Origin of the sequence: Streptomyces sp. NPDC003077, from assembly GCF_040611095.1 — a bacterium.
Lineage (GTDB): Bacteria > Actinomycetota > Actinomycetes > Streptomycetales > Streptomycetaceae > Streptomyces.
On the sequence record NZ_JBEXNM010000002.1, the window covers coordinates 138151 to 156155 of the forward strand.

At 67.9% G+C, this 18005-nt stretch carries 18 protein-coding genes; 9 read left to right on the forward strand and 9 right to left on the reverse strand.

Going from position 1 to position 18005, the window contains the following annotated elements:
- Positions 1 to 72 precede the first annotated feature (72 nt).
- From ABZX96_RS01915 to ABZX96_RS01925, 3 genes are all read left to right on the forward strand, one after another.
- Positions 73 to 480, forward strand: a complete 408-nt coding sequence (locus ABZX96_RS01915) for a hypothetical protein (RefSeq protein WP_355536197.1) — start codon at positions 73 to 75, stop codon at positions 478 to 480.
- Between the two features lie 255 nt (positions 481 to 735).
- Positions 736 to 1254, forward strand: a complete 519-nt coding sequence (locus ABZX96_RS01920; protein WP_355536200.1) for a SigE family RNA polymerase sigma factor — start codon at positions 736 to 738, stop codon at positions 1252 to 1254.
- A gap of 218 nt (positions 1255 to 1472) precedes the next feature.
- A complete protein-coding gene (locus tag ABZX96_RS01925) occupies positions 1473 to 2723 on the forward strand; it encodes a hypothetical protein (RefSeq protein WP_355536203.1) in 1251 nt (416 codons plus the stop codon).
- Between the two features lie 133 nt (positions 2724 to 2856).
- Here ABZX96_RS01925 and ABZX96_RS01930 read toward each other — a convergent pair whose 3' ends face one another.
- A complete protein-coding gene (locus ABZX96_RS01930) occupies positions 2857 to 3183 on the reverse strand; it encodes a hypothetical protein (protein WP_355536206.1) in 327 nt (108 codons plus the stop codon).
- A 417-nt stretch (positions 3184 to 3600) separates the two neighbouring features.
- On the opposite strand from ABZX96_RS01930, the gene ABZX96_RS01935 reads away from it, so the two are divergent.
- Positions 3601 to 4605 (forward strand): aminoglycoside phosphotransferase family protein, encoded by a 1005-nt coding sequence (locus ABZX96_RS01935; protein ID WP_355536209.1) that lies wholly within the window; start codon positions 3601 to 3603, stop codon positions 4603 to 4605.
- A 495-nt stretch (positions 4606 to 5100) separates the two neighbouring features.
- Here ABZX96_RS01935 and ABZX96_RS01940 read toward each other — a convergent pair whose 3' ends face one another.
- On the reverse strand, positions 5101 to 6030 hold the full coding sequence (locus ABZX96_RS01940; protein WP_355536212.1) for an aminoglycoside phosphotransferase family protein: 930 nt from the start codon (positions 6028 to 6030) through the stop codon (positions 5101 to 5103).
- A 38-nt stretch (positions 6031 to 6068) separates the two neighbouring features.
- A complete protein-coding gene (locus ABZX96_RS01945; RefSeq protein WP_355536215.1) occupies positions 6069 to 6476 on the reverse strand; it encodes a MerR family transcriptional regulator in 408 nt (135 codons plus the stop codon).
- 49 nt (positions 6477 to 6525) lie between these two features.
- On the opposite strand from ABZX96_RS01945, the gene ABZX96_RS01950 reads away from it, so the two are divergent.
- A complete protein-coding gene (locus tag ABZX96_RS01950) occupies positions 6526 to 7407 on the forward strand; it encodes an NAD(P)-binding domain-containing protein (protein ID WP_355536218.1) in 882 nt (293 codons plus the stop codon).
- Positions 7408 to 7625: 218 nt separating this feature from the next.
- Here the strand turns inward: ABZX96_RS01950 and ABZX96_RS01955 are convergent, their stop codons facing one another.
- Positions 7626 to 8816, reverse strand: coding sequence for an alkene reductase (locus tag ABZX96_RS01955; RefSeq protein WP_355536221.1), 1191 nt, complete (start codon positions 8814 to 8816; stop codon positions 7626 to 7628).
- A 69-nt stretch (positions 8817 to 8885) separates the two neighbouring features.
- On the opposite strand from ABZX96_RS01955, the gene ABZX96_RS01960 reads away from it, so the two are divergent.
- A complete protein-coding gene (locus ABZX96_RS01960) occupies positions 8886 to 9284 on the forward strand; it encodes a MerR family transcriptional regulator (RefSeq protein ID WP_355536224.1) in 399 nt (132 codons plus the stop codon).
- A 403-nt stretch (positions 9285 to 9687) separates the two neighbouring features.
- Here ABZX96_RS01960 and ABZX96_RS01965 read toward each other — a convergent pair whose 3' ends face one another.
- Positions 9688 to 9912, reverse strand: a complete 225-nt coding sequence (locus ABZX96_RS01965; RefSeq protein ID WP_355536227.1) for a hypothetical protein — start codon at positions 9910 to 9912, stop codon at positions 9688 to 9690.
- Between the two features lie 86 nt (positions 9913 to 9998).
- Between ABZX96_RS01965 and ABZX96_RS01970 the strand changes: the two genes are divergently transcribed.
- Positions 9999 to 10622, forward strand: a complete 624-nt coding sequence (locus ABZX96_RS01970; RefSeq protein WP_355536230.1) for a TetR/AcrR family transcriptional regulator — start codon at positions 9999 to 10001, stop codon at positions 10620 to 10622.
- Between the two features lie 30 nt (positions 10623 to 10652).
- Here ABZX96_RS01970 and ABZX96_RS01975 read toward each other — a convergent pair whose 3' ends face one another.
- A complete protein-coding gene (locus ABZX96_RS01975; RefSeq protein ID WP_355536233.1) occupies positions 10653 to 11075 on the reverse strand; it encodes a hypothetical protein in 423 nt (140 codons plus the stop codon).
- A gap of 296 nt (positions 11076 to 11371) precedes the next feature.
- Between ABZX96_RS01975 and ABZX96_RS01980 the strand changes: the two genes are divergently transcribed.
- A complete protein-coding gene (locus ABZX96_RS01980) occupies positions 11372 to 11836 on the forward strand; it encodes a hypothetical protein (RefSeq protein WP_355536236.1) in 465 nt (154 codons plus the stop codon).
- Positions 11837 to 12303: 467 nt separating this feature from the next.
- Positions 12304 to 12879 carry a hypothetical protein gene (locus ABZX96_RS01985; RefSeq protein ID WP_355536239.1) on the forward strand — a complete coding sequence of 192 codons (576 nt, stop codon included), beginning with the start codon at positions 12304 to 12306 and terminating at the stop codon, positions 12877 to 12879.
- Between the two features lie 22 nt (positions 12880 to 12901).
- Here ABZX96_RS01985 and ABZX96_RS01990 read toward each other — a convergent pair whose 3' ends face one another.
- The 3 genes from ABZX96_RS01990 to ABZX96_RS02000 all read right to left on the reverse strand — a co-directional run bounded on the left by ABZX96_RS01990 (position 12902) and on the right by ABZX96_RS02000 (position 17301).
- Positions 12902 to 13267 (reverse strand): antibiotic biosynthesis monooxygenase, encoded by a 366-nt coding sequence (locus ABZX96_RS01990; RefSeq protein WP_355536244.1) that lies wholly within the window; start codon positions 13265 to 13267, stop codon positions 12902 to 12904.
- A gap of 1671 nt (positions 13268 to 14938) precedes the next feature.
- Positions 14939 to 16126 (reverse strand): hypothetical protein, encoded by a 1188-nt coding sequence (locus ABZX96_RS01995; RefSeq protein ID WP_355536247.1) that lies wholly within the window; start codon positions 16124 to 16126, stop codon positions 14939 to 14941.
- Positions 16123 to 17301 carry a ParA family protein gene (locus tag ABZX96_RS02000; protein ID WP_355536250.1) on the reverse strand — a complete coding sequence of 393 codons (1179 nt, stop codon included), beginning with the start codon at positions 17299 to 17301 and terminating at the stop codon, positions 16123 to 16125. Before ABZX96_RS02000 ends, ABZX96_RS01995 begins: the two co-directional genes overlap by 4 nt.
- Positions 17302 to 18005: the final 704 nt, after the last annotated feature.

Consider the following 18005-nt stretch of genomic DNA (forward strand, 5'->3'; position numbering starts at 1 on the left):
CTGGGTCTCGTATCCCTGGGTGAGGCGGCGTGCCGTTATCAGGCGGACGAGATACCCCCGGAGGATCTGCCGATGATCGCTGCCGAGGCGCTCGCAGCCGGGTTGGACACCCCGACGTTGTGCGAACTCGCCGGTTGGCCTCGCAACGCGGACACCCGCGATCTTCGCGACGCGTTCGAGCAAGCACTCGCCGAGACCGGGGTCGGGTTGCCGGATCAGCGCCTGGCACGACGCCACTCTCTGCGCCGGATGGCGGCAAGGCTCATCGATGGAGAGATAGCTCCCGCTTATCTGGCGACGGACGACTGGTTGGAGATAGAGGGCGAGACCGCGGCGGAGCAAGCGTTCCTGGCGCTGCTCCCGCCATGTGATTGCTGCATCGAGTACACCTTGGGGCTTCACCAGCAGGCGTGGACGGCCCAACTGCGTGACGCCGCCCTCGCCCTGACGTCGTCTCCGCCGATCGGCCCTGGATGCTGACGCCGTCTCGCGTACTCATCCTCGGCAAAGACGTGGGGACCGGCCGAAACCCCTGCGCCCGCCCCCGCTGCCCCAACCACCCCAACCGGACTAGCTGACCCAGCCGCCCCGGCTGGGTCAGCCGGATCAGCGGGGCGCACGGGAACCCCCGGAACATCACACACACCGCGAAAAGAAACCTGAAACATTCCTGCCAAGCCAACGCATCAATGAAGTGAAGGGGTCGCCGACGCGCACAGTGAGGCTGGAAACAGGATGAGAGTGTCCCGGGTAGAGGAGTTCAGAGAGTTCGCGGCGGGACGGGCCGCGCACCTCTACCGCTCCGCCTGCCTCCTCACCAGCGGGGACACGCACCTCGCGGAGGACCTCGTACAGGAAACGCTGGGGCGGATGTACGTGCGCTGGGGGCGCGTCGCACGGATGGACAACCCGGCGGGCTACGCCCAGACCGTCCTCGTCCGCGCCTTCCTCACCCACAAGCGCCGGCGTTCGGCCTCGGAACGTCCCCTGGGGGAACTCCCGGACACCGCGTTCCGCTCCGGTGACGATCCCGAGTTGCGCATCGCCCTGCTCAACGCGCTCAGGCGCCTCTCCCCCAAGGACCGGGCCGTGGTGGTGCTGCGGTACTGGGAGGACCGCACCATCGAGGAGACCGCCTCCGCGATGAACGCGAGCCCGGCCGCCGTACGCACCAGATCCACCCGGGCCCTGACCAAACTCCGTGAGCACCTGGGCGACATCCGCACCGAACTCACCGCCGACTGGGGCCGCTGAACCCCGCGGCCCCGCGAGTCGACCGCACCGGCCCGCCACACCGGTCCACCGCACCGACCCACAGCACCGGTCCACAGCACCGACCGACCGCACCGGACGGGCCCACCCCCAGCAGGTCGCTCCCGTCCCCCTCGTTTCACCTCCTCCCCGCCCCTCCCGAACCGTCACCGATCGACCAGAGAGTGTGATGACCCATGCCTTTCGAACCCATGTCTCCCATGTCTTTCGAAGACGAGCTCAGCAACGTGATGCAGCGCGCCGGTGACGGGTTCCGCCCGGCGGCCGGTCCCGCGCTGGTGGAGGGCGGACTGGCCCGTGGTCGCCGCAAGGCGGCCAGGCGGCGGGCCGCGCTGGGCGGCGGCGTGCTGGCGCTGGCGGCGGTGGGCGTGGCCGGGTCGTACGCGACCGGCCTGATCGGCGCGGACGGCAAGACGGCCGCCCCCGGCGACGAGCGGGTCTCCGTCGCCGCTCCGGCCCGTCCCACCGGAAGCGGCCCGGCGGACATCGGACTCACCGCCGACGAGAAACGGCTGCTCAGCACCTTCAAGGCACTGCTGCCCGAAGGCGAGACCTCGCAGGAGTACAGCAAGGACGGCACCGCGTCCGTCGTGTTCGACGACGGCAAGGGCGCGGCGGCGATCTCCGTCGGCCTGAGCATGCTCAATCCGAACGACGCGCTCGCCACGGACTCCGTCACCTGCCCCTCGCAGGCGCTCGTCCGGCACGACGCCTGCACGGCCGAACGGTTGGCGGACGGCTCCCGCTACATGCTGCTCCAGAAGTACGAGTACCCGGACCGCCGGGAGCCGACCAAGGTGTGGCGGGCCACACTGCTCACCCCCAAGGGCGAGCTGATCGACGCGAGCGAATACAACGCGCCCGCCGAGAAGGGCGAGAAGACCACCCGCCCCACCCCGCCCCTGACCGCGTCGCAAATGAAGCGACTCGTCACCGATCCGTCCTGGCAACCGGCCCTCCGCGACCTCCGCGAGGCGACGCACGCCCGGAAGAACCCGACGCACCCCGCCCGGCCGGGGGCGTCGGACCGCGACACCGTGTCCAACACCCTCGCCGCGCTCCTCCCGGCGGGCCTGAAGGTGAGTGACAAGGGCGGCCAGGAGGAATACGGCTTCGTCGTGGCGGACGACGGCAAAGGCAAGAGTTTCGTCCAGATCAACGTGCAGAGCGGGATGGGCGACGTGACCAAGCACTTCGACCCGGCCAAGACCAGGAAGCTGCCCGACGGCACCACGGTCATGCGGGACCGGCAGGCCAACCCCGACGGCAAGGGCGGCGCCCGCGCGGTCGGCTGGACGGTGGACACCGTACGGCCGGACGGCTTCCGCGTCGTCCTCATGGCCTTCAACGCCCCCGGCCAGGGCCAGAACGCCAGCCGCGCCGAACCCGTCCTGACCATGGACCAGATGCAGGCCATCGCGCTCGACGAGAAGTGGCTGACGCTGCGGTAGAGCACCCGGCCACGGATCTCCCCACAGAAGACGCGGGCCGCGGATCTCCTCCGCGACCCGCGCCGCTGTCTTCGTCTTTCTCTTCGTCTTTCTCTTCGTCCTTCTCCTCCCCTTTCCTTCTCCGTCTGCGCCGTCAGTCAGTGATCAGGTGGTACGCCTGCGTGGCCAAGAGGGCGTGCGCGAGCCAACAGGTCGTCCACCCGCTCGTCTCCTGCCCCCGCTTCCGGAAGAACTGCAGCCACCCCACCATCACCAGAGCGACACCCAAGCTCCATGCGACCCAGGCGGCAGCGCGCCAGAAGGTGGAGAGATCGGTAAGGGTCCTGATGAGGACCACAGGAATGACGAGCAGCAGCGGTATGGCCCACGTGCCTTCACTGACTGCTTTCTCCTGCTTCTCGGAAGTCCCCGTGGCGACGGTCGTGTTGGCCGTGTTGGCCGTGTCGGTCGTGTCGGTCATGGCGCGCCTTTCCCCCTACTCGTCCCTGATCGGGTGGTCGGTCCGATCAGCGCCGGTCAGGTTACGGTACGTAACCCGGCACGGGCAGCACCATTCTCGATGAAATGGATCACTGCCTACGCAAGTACGAGCACAGGCAGACAAGTTCCCGCCACACTCGACGAATCATGGCCCGAACCGGACCACCCACACCGTAAACACGACCCAAACCCGATCACTCGCAGCGCAAGCGCGATCCACCCCAGCGCCGCCCATAACAAAACGTGACCGGAACCGGAACCAATCCCGCCCACGACGAGGCATGATCGAAACCATCAAAACCACCACCACGCGGCGAACGCGACGGATCAGGACCTTGGAGGAGCCCGCACCCTCCGCTGAACCGCCGCCCACCCGCCCACACCCCGAGGCTGCCTCGTGACAAGCGACCCCCACGCCCCCTACGACGGCCACGACCCGCTGTCCCGTCTCGACCACATCGACTCCGACGCTTCCTACGCCGAACTCCGCAACGACCAAAAGTTCTGGGAACCCCTGGCCCGCCGCGCACTGGACGGGCTGGGCCTGCCCGCTCCCCGGGAGCTACGGGTGCCCGGCGAGAGCACCAACCCGGTGCTGGTCGGTGACCCCGGTCCGGTGGTCAAGTTGTACGGGGAGCACTGGTGCGGCCCCGACAACCTCGCCGCCGAATCCGAGGCGTACGAGGTACTACGCGGCACGCGGCTGCCGATCCCACGCGTCCTCGGCCGTGGCGAGCTGCGCCCGGGGACCGAGGCGTGGCCGTGGCCGTTCCTGGTGGTGGAGAAGGTGCCCGGGATGCCCTGGCGCGAGGCCATGAACACGGCGGACCGGCCGACGCTGCTGTCCCTGGCACGAGACCTGGGCCGGCTCATCCGCCGGATGAACGCCGTACCACTGACGGGATCCACGGCACTGCGACGCGATTCACCGATCTTCCCCCGGCTGCTCAAGGAACGGCGTGCGGCCACCATCGAGGACCACCGCGCATGGGGCCACCTCTCGCCCCGGCTCCTCGACCGGCTGAACGCCTTCCTGCCCGACGTGGACGTCCTGCTCTCCGACCAGGAAATCCGCTTCGTCCACGGTGACCTGCACGGCACCAACATCTTCGTGGACGTCCGGAACCCCCGGGTCACCGGCCTGGTGGACTTCACCGACGTCTACGCCGGCGACCCCCGGTACAGCCTCGTCCAATTGCACCTCAACGCCTTCCGGGCCGACCGGGAACTCCTCTCCGCCCTGCTCGAAGGCGCTTCCTGGGAACCGTCCGAGAACTTCGCCCGGGACATGCTGTGCTTCACCTTCCTCCACGACTTCGACGTTTTCGAGGAAACACCCCTCGACCTGTCCGCCATCCACGACCCGGAAGAACTGGCGCAGGTCCTCTGGACACTCACCTGATCAGGCACCCCCATCACCCCCGTCCCCCCATCACCCCTTGATCCCCACCACAGGATCGATGTCATCACGCAACGACGACAACGGGAATGGACGACGATGATCCCCGTGACCGGCACGACACGACCGAGGACATGGGAAACGCCCTGCTGAACCACTTGCACGCGCGTGATGCAGATCGGAGAACACCGCCGCCTTCCGATGAGACGCCAAAGGAGGCCGTGGGGCCGTGCGGAGCCGTGGGACCGTGCGGCCGTGCGGAGCCGTGGGACCGTGCGGGGCCGTGCGGCCGTGCGGGGCCGTAGGGCCATGCGAGGCCGTTGGAGCCGTCACCAGCGACCAACCCTCACCCCAAACCTCCACAAACACACACAAACCAGGCGCTCAGTTTTTACGGCCGTAAAACTCCTGATCATGGAACGCCCCTCGCCACCACCCGGGCGACGAGTTTTACGGCCGTAAAACTCCCGAGCACACTCCCGCTACCCCGCTACCCCGCTACCCCGCTCGATGCCGCAGCAAGGCCGTGGCGATGGCCACTTGCGGTGCCTCCAGCACGGTCTTGCCGTCCTCGATGTCCCACAAGGCGTTCTGTAGCACGCGACCGAGCGTCCAACCGGTGGCCCGTTTCCGGTCCAGGCCGAGGGCCTCCGTGAGCAGGTCGAAGCGGAACAGCACGGCGCGCGTCACATCACCGGTCGCCACGACCGCGTCCCATCGGCTGTCGAGAGCGGGCCAAAGGTCGAAGCCGGGGTCGCCGGCAAGCGGTTCGGGATCGATGGCCAGCCAGGGTTCGCGGTGACCGGCGAGGACGTTGTCATAGTGCAGGTCCCAGTGCAGCAGCCGGTCACCCGGCTCGCCCACCAACTCGGCCACGGCGGACGCGCAGGTGCGTATGAGCCGTCGCTCGGACGGTTCGCGCAGCCCCGGCACGGCGTGCGGCACCTCGTCAAGCATGGCGGCGGCGATGTCGGCGAGGTGCCGCAGGCCGGGTGGCGCGGGCACCGCGACCAGGCGTGCCAGCAGACCGGCGAGGATGCTCATCGCGGTGGCGTCGTCACCTACGGAGGACAGCGACCGGGTCGCCTCCAGGCGCTCCAGCAGCAGGGTTCCGGTACCCGGGTCGTGGTCCAGCAGGCGGACCGCACCGTTGCCGTTCCAGGCACGCAACCCGATCGGCGCGGCGGCGAACTCCTCGCTGGGCGGCTGGAACTTGAGCGCGGCAGGTGTCCCGTCCTCCCGGACCACCGGCAGGATGAGCCCGGCCATCCCGTGCCGCGCCGGACCGTCCAGCCTCAGCGCCCAACGCTCCAGAAAGCCCGCCGCCAGCCCGGGCAAGGCTGCGACCCAATCGCGCCCGGCCGCACCGGGCCCACTATGGGACGCGGCCAGCGCCTCGGGAACGTCGATCCGGATCGACGTACTCATGGTTGACCTCTCCCCACTCGTCCCCAACACCCAGCCGCTCACACAGGGGCGGGCTCTGGACCGGCGCCGTCGAAGAGGGGATAACGCTGACGGCCCATGCGCTCGGCAGCGTCGATGTAGGTGGTGAGAGCGTCGCGGGATCGAGCGAGCTTCTCGATCTGATCGTTCAGCCGTTGCAACCGTGAGCGCATCGCGGCCAGCAGATCGGGACACCCGATCAGCTCCGGTATCTCTCCCACCGCACACGGCAGCAGGTATGCGATGTCCTCGGAAGATAAACCAGCGCCGAGCAGATGGCGTATCTGTTTCACCCGCAGTACGGCACTCTCGCCGTACTCGCGGTAACCGTTCGCGCCACGGTCCGCTTCCAGCAGGCCCTGGGCCTCGTAATAACGCAACTGGTGGGTGTGGACGCCCGTCCGACGACTCAGTTCCCCGATCAGCATCGAAACCTCGCTTGACCTTCACACCGGTATCAACGTTGACGATGCTGCCATGAACAGAACCGACACACCTGTGACCGTCATCGGCCTCGGTCTCATGGGCCAGGCGCTCGCCGGCGCGTTCTTGAGGGCCGGGCACCCTACAACTGTCTGGAACCGTACGGCTTCCAAGGCCGACCACCTGGTGGCCGAAGGTGCACGCCTGGCACCGACCGTGGGCGACGCGCTCAAGGCGGGCTCCCTGACGATCGTCTGCGTCACCGACTACCAGGCCATGTACGAACTGCTCGGCGCGAACGAGGTCCAGCTCGCCGACACAACGCTGATCAACCTGTCCTCGGGCGATTCGGCTCAGGCCAGGGACGCCGCCCGATGGGCCGAAGAGCGCGGCGCCCATTACCTGGACGGGGCCGTCATGGCCATCCCGCCGACGATCGGCACGGCCGAGGCGGTGATTCTGCACAGCGGGCCGCGGCCGGTCTTCGAGGCTCACGAGTCGACACTCGGCGCGCTCGGCACCGTCACCCACCTGGGCGCGGACCACGGGCTGGCGTCCCTGTACGACGTGGCCGGCCTCACCATGATGTGGAGCGTCCTGAACGCCTGGCTGCAAGGCACCGCCCTGCTCGGAATGGCCGGTGTCGACGCCGCGACCTATGCGCCGTTCGCCCGGCAGATCGCGGCCGGAGTCGCCGAATGGCTGCCTGGTTACGCCCAACAGATCGACAGCGGCTCATTCCCGGCCGAGGTGTCGGCCCTGGAAACCGAGGTGCGGACCATGGAACACATGATCGAGGAAAGCGAGGCGGCTGGGATCAATGCCGAACTCCCCAAGCTGATCAAGGCGATGGCCGATCGCGCGATCGCCGCCGGGCATGGCGGGGAGCAGTACCCCGTGTTGATCGAGGAGTTCGGCACACCGGGGAACGGCTGATGACCGACAACGGCTGACGGACTTCGATTCGACCCCGGTCCAATCCCGATCCGCCCCCCGATCCGCTCCCGGTCCGACCTCGACCCGGGCCCCAATCCAGCCCCGATCCCTCCCCGATTCAGCCTCGATTCCGTCACCGAGGCTGGTCGATCCGTGCCCGATCTGGCCTGATCCGGATCCGTTCTGGCCAGATCTGGCATCCCCCACCCCTCGCCCCCTCAACGCGCGACCGTCGCCACTTCCACCGTCCGGCTCCCCTCCTCCCCCAACGTCGGATAGTCGAGGTAACCGGTTTCGCCCCCCGTATACATCAGGTCCCTGCCGAGTACAGGGTTGACCGGCGCGCCGCGGCGCAGCCGTTCCACCAGGTCGGGGTTGGCCAGGAACGGGCGGCCCAGTGCGATCAGGTCGGCACCCGCGGCCAGCAGCCGCTCGGCCTCGTGCCGGCCGCCGTCGGCGGGGATCTGGTCGCGGGGCAGCACGGGGTTGGCGATGAGCGTGCCGGGCCAGTTCCGCCGGATTTCCTGGAAGAGGGGACGGTCCGGATCGGCGTAGACGACGTGCAGATACGCCAGCCCAAGGGGAGCCAGGGCGCCGATCAGCTCCCGGTAGATCTCCTCGGTGTCGCCCTCGGCCATCCCGTTGACCGCGAGTCCCGGAGAGATCCGCAGGCCCACCCGCTCGGCACCGATCGCGTCGGCGACGGCCTGGACGACCTCCCGCGCGAACCGGGTACGGCCTGCGGCCGAGCCACCGTAGGCGTCGGTTCGGTGGTTGGTGCCCTGCCCCATGAACTGGTGGATGAGGTAGCCGTTGGCGCCGTGCACCTCCACACCGGCGAACCCCGCGTCGATGGCGTTGCGCGCGGCGGTGGCGAAGTCGGCCACGGTCGCACGGATGTCGTCTTGGCTCATCTCCCTTGGGACGACGGCGGGTTGGTGGCCCTTGGGCGTGAAGATCGTGTCGGGGAGCGGGATCGGCGATGGTGCGACCGGCGCCAGTCCGCTGTTGTCGGGGTGCCCGATGCGACCGCCGTGCTGGAGCTGCACGAACATCCGGCCGCCCGCCGTCCGCACCGCGTCGGTGACGCGCCGCCAGCCCGCCACGTGCTCCTCGCCGTAGAGAGCGGGGATGTTGGGGTACGTCTGCCCGACGGCGTTCGGCGTGGACGCCTCGGCGATGATCAGACCCGCCGAGGCCCGTTGCGCGTAGTAAGTGGCCATGATCGGTGACGGGACGCCGTCGTCCCCGGCCCGGGTGCGGGTCATCGGCGCCATCACCAGACGGTTCGGCAGCCGCAGATCACCGAGGCGGACGGCATCGAAGAGGCTGGTGGGTGCGGAGGGGGTGATGTGACCGGAAGGCCCGGTGGGCTCGTCGTGGTTGGAGTCAACTCGTGTGTTCGTCATGCTCGTACGGTAGAAGTTGACATCAGTGTCAGATTCAAGCCCAGTAGGGCGGACGGGATGGTGGTCATCATGCGGATCGGTGAACTGGCTCGGCGCACGGGCGTCAGCGAGCGCTCACTGCGCTACTACGAAAAACAGGGGCTGCTGACGGCCGAACGCACGGTGGGCGGCCACCGCGACTTCCCCGACAGCGCGGTCGACCGGGTCATCCGCGTCCAGGAACTCTTCGCCGCCGGGCTGTGCAGCAAGAAGATCGCACAGCTCCTTCCCTGCATGCGGGACGCGGACGGCGGTCCCTCCGACATCGCCACGCCACGCCTGGTCGCCGAGCTCACGACGGAACGCGACCGCATCAACCGGATGATCAACGACCTGATCCGCTCCCGCGACGTCCTGGACGACGTGATCACCACGGCGTCGGGCCGACAGGCACCTTCCACCCTCGAAGATGTCGCGGTCGCCGGCTGATCACTGCTACGGGAACGGCGGGCCACGGCGCGGCCCGGCTTTCGGTCTGGGCCGCACCGTCGATCGGGACATCGGGACATTCGGGCACCCAGGCACCCAGGCACCCAGGCACCTAAAGGCATGATGTCGACGAGTCAGCCGTCGGCCGCCCCCAGCCGGTCACCGTCACGGGAGCTACCCGAATTACCTGAGCCACCCGAGCCAGAGCCACCCGAGGAACTCCCCCTGCCGACCGTCCCCCTCCCCCCGTCCCCTCCCCGTTCCCTCCGACCCGCCCGGCGCCAGATCAGCGTCATCCCTGCCGCGAGGACGCACAGGGCAACGACGACGATGACGCCTTTGATCGCGTAGTCCCTCAGCAGGTGGTCGACCAGATCGGCCGACGCCGACGCGTGGCCGTTCATCACCGCCCCCTCCCCCGCCCTCCACGGGACCGCCCGTCCTCCAGGAACCGAGCGGTGGCGCGCAGGGCCGCTCGTGCGGCTGGTTCCGCGTAACGGCGCGCCTGGTCGAGCTTGCCCCGGCGCTTGAGAACCAGCGCCACGGCGAAGACCACCAGGGCCAGCACCACCAGGCCGCCCGCTATCAACCCAAACCTGACCAGCATGAAGTTGAGGTACGTCTCCACGAAGACCTCCGAGCTTCGCCGCTCAACGATTTTTCTATCACATGCGTGATAAATAGAATGTATCACAGCCGTGATAGAAAGAAGCCATGCCGAAGCTCGTGGATCCGGACGCCCGCCGCCGCCAGGTCGTCGACGCCCTCTTCCGCGTCGTCGTACGGGACGGCCTGCAACGCACCTCACTGCGCGCGGTCGCCGACGAAGCCGGACTCAACATCGGATCCCTGCGCCACTACTTCTCCAGCCAGCAGGAACTGATGGACTTCGCCATGCAGTCGATGCTCGACCGCCTCAGCGGCCGACTGCTCCAGCACGTCGAACACATCGGCGACCTCGGCCGGCATCCCCGCGCGGAACGGCTCCGCCTCGCCGCCGACCTCCTGGCCGAGTTGCTCCCGCTCGACGACCGCCGCCGCGCGGAGGTCACCGTCTTCCTCGACTTCAACGCCGCCGCCCGCACCAACCCCGCGTTCCGGGAGCTGTCGCACGAAACCACCACCGGCGCCCGGAGGTTGGTGCGCCGCGTCCTCACCCGGCTCGACGACAGCGGCACCCTGCGCCCCGGCAGAGACCTCGACATCGAGACCGAGCGCCTGACCGCCCTCCTGGACGGCCTCGGTCTCAGCGCCGTACTCCACCCCGAAGTCGTCAGCGCCCAAACCTGCACCACTGTGCTGCTCGCCCACTTGGACGAGCTGTCCGCACCGGAGTAGCCGCCACCGCCCGCTCCCACCCTCCGCGGCTCATTCCGTGCCCGGTGCCTGTCCCCCCACGCAGCCTCCGTCTCCTCCTGGCAGCCTCACGCGGGGCTCTCCTCCCCGGTATGTTCCACCGGCATCCGCCGCGTATCCGGTGAGGTATTCGTAATACTCCCTCTCATCACTCCACAGCGAACTGCTGTCGAATTGGCTCAGCGCGGAGAGGTCTGCCGGATCGACAAGACCGCTGTCCAAGAGTTCGCACAGCGCGTGGAATTCACTTTCCCGGCAATCACGGTCCCGCTCGACCACTATTCGGGACGCCAGCAGTACCGTCAGCAGGCTCACCTCCGACGCGGAGAACGACCTGAGCCAATCCGTGACCGTCTCACACGCCTCCTCCCTGTCCCTGGCAGCCACAGACGCAAGCCCTTCGACAAGGCCCGCCATCCTCTCTCCGCCGATCACACGTCCTCCCCTTGTCTTCCTCCTACGGCCTCTTACGCCCACCCCGAGCCCGAGGGTTTCCAGTGCAATACCGTACGAGCCGTTCGGCAAACGAGCCGTTCGGCGAACGAGACATTCGGCGAGCGAGACTTCGGGCTGTTCAGCATCGCCACCGGATCCGTTATGACAATCCGCAACCCAGCCCAGGCCATGTGAACGACTTGTGTGGGCACGCGTACATTCCGTTGCCGATCCGCTCCCTCTGGAACCATGGATTCAGTTCACGCGAGACCCGTTGCCTTACGTAAGGAGCGGCTTTGGACTGGTCGGCAGCCGTCGCGTACGGGGCGATGGGCGGCGCCATCGTGGAGGCGGTCGTCTTCTACGGACGGATCTCGACCTGGCAGGCCGTACGCCACCGGGTGCTCGCACGCGGCAGAGGCCGGTTGCCGTCACTGCGCCGGTACATCGACCTGCCGTCGGACCTGCTGGCCGCGGTGACGCGACTGCTCCTGGGCGCGGGTGCCGGGTGGCTGTTCCACTCGCAGATCACCGGCGTGTACGCCGCGGTCGCGGTCGGCGCCTCCGCTCCCGCGTTGCTCCGGCAACTCGGTGCGGCCAAAAGCGTCCGGGGCTCCGCTGACGATGCCACCGCCACCGGGTCGCGCCGCGGCCGTGCGGCGGTCGGAGACATTGCGGCCGGAAACGAACGGACGGCGACACCCGGGGCGGCTTTCGGCTCGGGAGGCGTGAACGAGCAGTGGGGGGAGGGCAGCGGGTGAAGGATTCGCTGCTCCGGCGCTACCGGAATTCGCTGCTCGCCTCGGACCTGGTCGAACGCCGGCCACCAGCCGAACCGTACGACCGGCACGCATACCCCTTCCACCGGCGGTATCTGGCGTCGCTCATGGACGTCCCACCGCGGCCTCGGGCGGCAGGGACACGGAGCGCCGGTGGTGAGGAGGACGTGACCAGTGCTTCCAGCAATGCCGTCCGTACGGACGCTGTCCGGAACGGCGGCATGCCCACCACCCGAGCCAGGACGGAGACCAGGCGCAGGGCCCGGAACAAGGGCAGGGGCAGGGTCTGGAGGCCTTACCCAGCCTCTGCGGCAGATGAGGAATACGAGGGATACCAGGAATACAAGGAACACGCAGGGTATGACGAGTGGTTGCGGACGGCTCGGGCCCCGTCACCTGCCTCTGCCGCCGGGCGGCGATCTCCGTTCGCCACCCTGCGCGGGATCGCCATGGGATTCGCCTTGTTGTGTGCGCTGATGACGGGAACGACGGCAATGTTCCTGGTGGGTGACGGCCCGGCCGATCGCCGCCCGGCCGGGGAATCGGCCGCCCCCCACCTCCCGTCAGGAGCCCGTCCGCCGGACGGTTACCAGCGAATGCGAGACCCGGCCGGTTACCGGCTGGACGTACCGGTGGGCTGGAATCGCAGCACGAAAGACGGCAGCGTCTTCTACACCTCCCCCGACGGAAAGAGCATCATCCAGATCTTCTCGCCGGGGGGGCACCGCACTCCATACGATTCGTTGAAGGCAGCCGAGGTCTCCCTACGGAAGCAACCCGGCTTCCGGCGCGTCCGAGCGGAGCTGATCGGCCCGTACGTAAATGAGGGCGCCCAGCTCGAATACCTCTACCAGAATCACCAGAGCGGCCTTGTCCGCGTCCTCGTCCGCTACTTCTCAGGCGCCGACAAACTCTCGTACGCACTCCTGCTCATCGATCCGGCAGACCAGGGCAGCGGCCCCCAACGGCAGAGACAACGGATCATCCTGCGGTCCTTCTGCCCGATCACACACTGCCCGCGCTGAGCCGGGGCGAGAGACCACCAGGTCAGGCGGCGGTGGTCCCCTGCGGTCCGGGGCCGATCTCCCGCACGACCGTGTAGGTCGGGCTGCCGCTCATACGAGGCGTCGCCTTGCCGGTGAGCCCGTCCAACGCCGCCTGAATGGCGGCCATGCGGTCCTCGGTATCGGACGTCTCGACAAAGTTGCGGTAATCGGCCTCGCTCGCCCAGTGAACGATGTTGTAGACGCGGGTCCCGTCCGTGCTGACGTGGAAACGGGCCGACCTGTAGCCGGGGTAGAAGCGCACCCACTGTTCTTGGATTTCGGCGAAGGCGTTCACAAGCTCGGTCTGCGTCTCGGGGCCGTCGACGGTGTAGTCGATGAACGAGTAGAAGCCGGAGTCGGTGCTCATCTTTTGCTCTCCTTGCACGGGGGTTCCAGAGGCATCGCAGCCCCGAACAAGATCGTGCAACCTCAACAAGCCTTGAGGTCAAGAACGCTCCCCGCTCCCCCACGTCCGTACCGTCGAACGCCGGCAGCCCACCACTCCACCATTTATATAGATATATCAGCCTAATCCTCACAGCAGGCCGGCCACGCTGCCCCCTCCCCCAGGGCCCTCCTCCCACCAAGCCGAGCGTCCCCGAAAGCAATGGGAACGTCATGAATCACATCGCCGCCCTCCCCGCTTCCGGCATCAGGGGAACCGGACCAGCCGACCGAGTGCATGGGTCGTCGGCGGCCACCACAGTCCCTTCGTCGCGCCAGTCGATTCCGTGCGGCCACACCAACGGAGCGAAAGCCGCCCCGCGCACAGAACAATGGAAAGCGAATCGCTCGACGCGGCAACGAAATTGACTTCGTACTTCGTCTTCGCTGAACACCGGTTGGCAGCCATTACGCGCGAACGCGCCGACGCACCTGGCGAAGGCGACCACACACCGTCAGGGACAGAGGTCGAAGATCAGCGGTCCGAGGCCTGCCGCGCCTGTCAATTCCTGACGCGGCACCACGTCGGTCAGCGTTGGGAGCGACGGGTTATCCGAAGGAAGGCCGTCTCCAGAAGAATCGAATGTCCATACGTAGAACGCCAGAGCGAGTCCTGGGGGTACGCCGGGTACCCGGGGTACCCACCTCGGGATCAGCGGGCTCCACCAGGCCCTCACATCAGCCGGGTACCCCGGGTACCTGCCCATCCCGGGTACCCAGGCGCCCCCGGGTACCCGGGGTACCCACCCCAGTCACATGACCACAGAGGCTCCTGTTCCCGGCCCTGGCTAGCCGGGTACCCCGGGTACCCGCTCTCGGTGCTGGACAGATGGGTACCCCGGGTACCCGGCTGAGCACCCAACCGGCGGGTACCCGGGGTACCCACTCATGGCGGGCCCCGGGTACCCAAGGACCGGCCGGGTACCCCGGGTACCCACGGGCCTCACCCACCGAGCAGCCGTCACTACCCCTTCCCCTTCGGTGGCGGGTACCCGGGGTACCCACCCCCTCCAGCTCAGGCCCGGGTACCCGGGGTACCCGCCCTAAGCCTCCCGTCCGGCGGGGAGGGTACCCGGGGTACCCACCTCCGCGACCTGCCGGGCACCCCGGGTACCTGCCTCGCCGAGAACCCAAGCCCCGGGTACCCCGGGTACCCACCCGTCCCGCCATCCCACCCCGGGGCAGTCCGGGTACCCGCCGTTCCGGGTACCCGGGGTACCCACCATCACCCAGCCACACCCCGGGTACCCGGGGTACCCACCCACTCCATCACCCCCGGGTACCCCGGGTACCCACCCACTCACGCCTCGCGGGTACCCCGGGTACCCACCCACTCACGCCTCGCGGGTACCCCGGGTACCCGCCCCGCCCGGCCCGTCCGGGTACCCCGGACACCGCGGGTACCCGGGGTACCCACCTCGCCCAACCCACCCGGGTACCCGAGGTACCCACCTCACCCAACCCACCCGGGTACCCGAGGTACCCCGGGTACCCACCCCACCGCACCACCCCCGGGTACCCCGGGTACCCGCCCACCAAAAACGGGACGACACCGCGTAGTTGCGATGTCGTCCCGTTCAGGACGCAGACCCATTCAGTCCTCCAAGGACTCGGGTCTCACCTCGATGCCCAGCTCTTCCCGAAGCTGTTCGGCCAGCTTCCAGAGCTTCAGGGCCTCCTTTCTCGCCTGGGCGCTGTCGGTCTGCATCAGCGAGCGGATCTCGCCGAAGGCCTCCTCGACGGTGCGGATCCGTGGAGACGAGACGGTCGAGCCCTCGCGTCTCCGGCCGCCCACCACATTGGCCTTCTGCTCGACGGGTTCGCCGTAGCCGAGGAAGTACGCGGCCTCGCGGAGGGATTTCTCGGTGATCTTTCCCTTCCTCAGCGCCTCGTCCCACGTGGCTCGGACGGCTTCGTCCCCGTGCTTCTCCTGGACGGGAGCGAGGGGGCGGAGGTGTTTCTCCGCGAGTTCCATGCTGGTGACGGACTCCAGGGCCTTCACCACCGGCATGGCGCGGATGATTTTGTTGGCGTAGTTCTTCCCGTAGTTGAAGCGCTGTTTGACCAGCGCGTCGAAGCCCGGAAGACCGAGGACGTGCCAGAGCTGCTCACGCTTCATGGCGAGCAGGTACTGACCCTGCACGATGATCTTCTGCTGCTTCGCCCGCTGGACGTTGGCGCGCGACGCGTACTCCGCCGCCACGACGCCGCGCGCGTAGTGCTCCAGCCTCTCCCGCGGGTCCTCGGTCGTCGGCTCGCTGAACGTGGGCATCGGGACGAAGCCGTGCTCGTTGCGATTCGGCGGCAGGCTGACCAGGCCCTCGTCCTCAGCGGTCAGGTCGAGGTGGCGGTCACCCGTACCGTCGTCCAGAGGCGCTTCAGGCCCGGTTTCGACGGGCGCCGCCTGCGGTTCCGCCGCGCGCGGCGCGGCCTCCGCCGCCTCGGGGACGCCGGTTTCCTTCGCCGTCTCGTGCACGTCGGATTCCGGTTCCGCGACCGCGGCAGCCGCTCCGGCGGGAGCGGCTGCCGGCGAAGGCACGGAGGCCGCAGCCGACGCGGAAGCCACCGGTACGGAAGCCGTCTCAGCTGCGGCGACCGTATCGGGCCCGTCGGCCGGTTCCGTGCTCTTCGCGACGGCCTCCCGACTGGCCGCGCGCTCGGCGCGCTGCCGTTCCTCCCATTCCTTCCGGATCTCCGCACGCGTCCGGACCGGAGGGATGGCTTCGTCGGGACGGCTTTCGCTGTTGCCCTTCGGAAGGGTCGCCGGTCGGTACTTGCTCATGCGGCGAGTTCCTTCGCGAGCTTGCGCATCGACTCGGCCTGCACGCAGTCAGGCGCGTACTGGAAGAGCGGGATCTCGTAGTCGGAGGACTCGCGACCCTCGATCGAGTCCTTCAGCTCGGCGAGCACGCTCGGCGACGTCAGCGTGTTCCACTCGTCGTAGAAGCCCCTGGTCACCGTCCCCTTGCGGGAGTCGTAGGCGTTGACGATGAAACCGAGCTGGTCGACCTCGATCTGCATGTTCGCGCAGGTCGTCTGGATCTGCCGGTTGAGCAGGTTGTACGCGCGGAACGACGACTTGTCCGACCAGACCGGGATGAGGATCCCGGAGTGCTCCACCAGCTCGCCGGGGCGTCGCTGGACGTAGTCGATGGCGAGGTCCATTCCGAGCCCGAGGTTGGGCGGTCCGTCGAGCACGATCACGTGGTAGTCGTTCTCGATGGGTTCCAGCGCACGGCGCAGGCAGGTGTCCCGCCCCGCACGCATCGTCGCCAGCTCGGCGTCCATGAGGAACGCGTCCTCGTGGGCGGGCAGTATGTGCAGCCTGCCGTCGAAGAGCGTGGCGGCCGGCCGGTCGTCCCCGTCGAGACGTACTTCTTCGAGCGCGATGATCGAGCGGCGCAGGTGCTGGGTGGCCTTGCCGAGCATGTGCGTGAGGAGACTGTCCCCTCCCGTCGGCAGATCCGCCACCTGGAGGCGTGCGGACAGGTGACCCTGGGGGTCGTAGTCGACGAGCAGGACCCGCAGTCCCGCCTCGGCGAACGCCTGGGCCAGCCCGGCCGCGATGAACGTCTTGCCGACGCCGCCCTTCTGGTTGCCCACCAGGATGCGCTTGACCGGCTGGGCCACCAGCCGTTCCGCGGGCGACGGGTGGTGGTGCAGCCAGTTCGTGATGACTTGGGCAATTCCCTGCACCTTGGTGATGCCCCGGGCCGTACACTCGGCCTCGAAGCGGGAGATCCCGCCGACCGGGACGTAGCAGGCCCAGGACTTGGCCCCCTTGACCTCCACGTGCGGGACCTTGTGGTTCTCGTACCAGAGCGACAGAGCGTGGATGACGGCGTCGGAGACGTTGATCCCCCGTTCGGCCGCTCTGATTTTGAGGTCGCGGCGCATCTCGGGCATCACGTTGGCGACGAGCTTCTCGGTGCTCGGCTCGTTGTAAGTGCTACTCATGTCCGTCAACTTATCAGTCGTTGACTTATCGACCGGGTAGTTCACGTGTGTCGCAGGGCTCCGCGCCGACACGTCGCCGGTTTGGCCGCGGGTTCTGACGGCCCGATGGACATCCGAGCGTTCAAACCGTTCCTCGTTTTGACTCGTCGTTCGCTTCGTCGACGAGTGTCCGCGCGTCGCGTCGTGCGTGCGCTCCGCGTCTCGGTTCGGGTTGCGGTTTGAGTCTCACATCGATCTGCACAACGTTCGTCGCAGCTTCCAAAGCGATGTGTGCTTTGCGCGCCGTCTCGCGTTTTTCGCACGCAAAACAGAAACGAGAAGTGACGGCAGAACGCGCATTTTTCGGCTCAAAATTTGAGGAAACGTTTTAGCTCGCCGATCGGCACGCCACCCCTCTGACCTGGTAAGACGCCCCCGCAAAAAGGGTGTATCTTCGGCCGTGGTCTCCCTCAGCGGAGCCTTTTACGCGGATGCCATGGGGCGTCAGAAAACGGCTTCCGATTAATTCCACTTTGCTGCACAGTGAGGTTTCGATTTTCTTCGAAACCCGCATCCCCTGTAGGGGCGAAGTGTGACCGACCCGGAAGCGACCGAGTCCTGGGGAGGAACCTTGCCCACTGTGTTGCAGGCCCCCGGCGGTGAGACGAGCCGGACCGCCGGCCACGTCTCACCGCCCCGGAGCAGCGCTCGCTTCGGACAGGTGC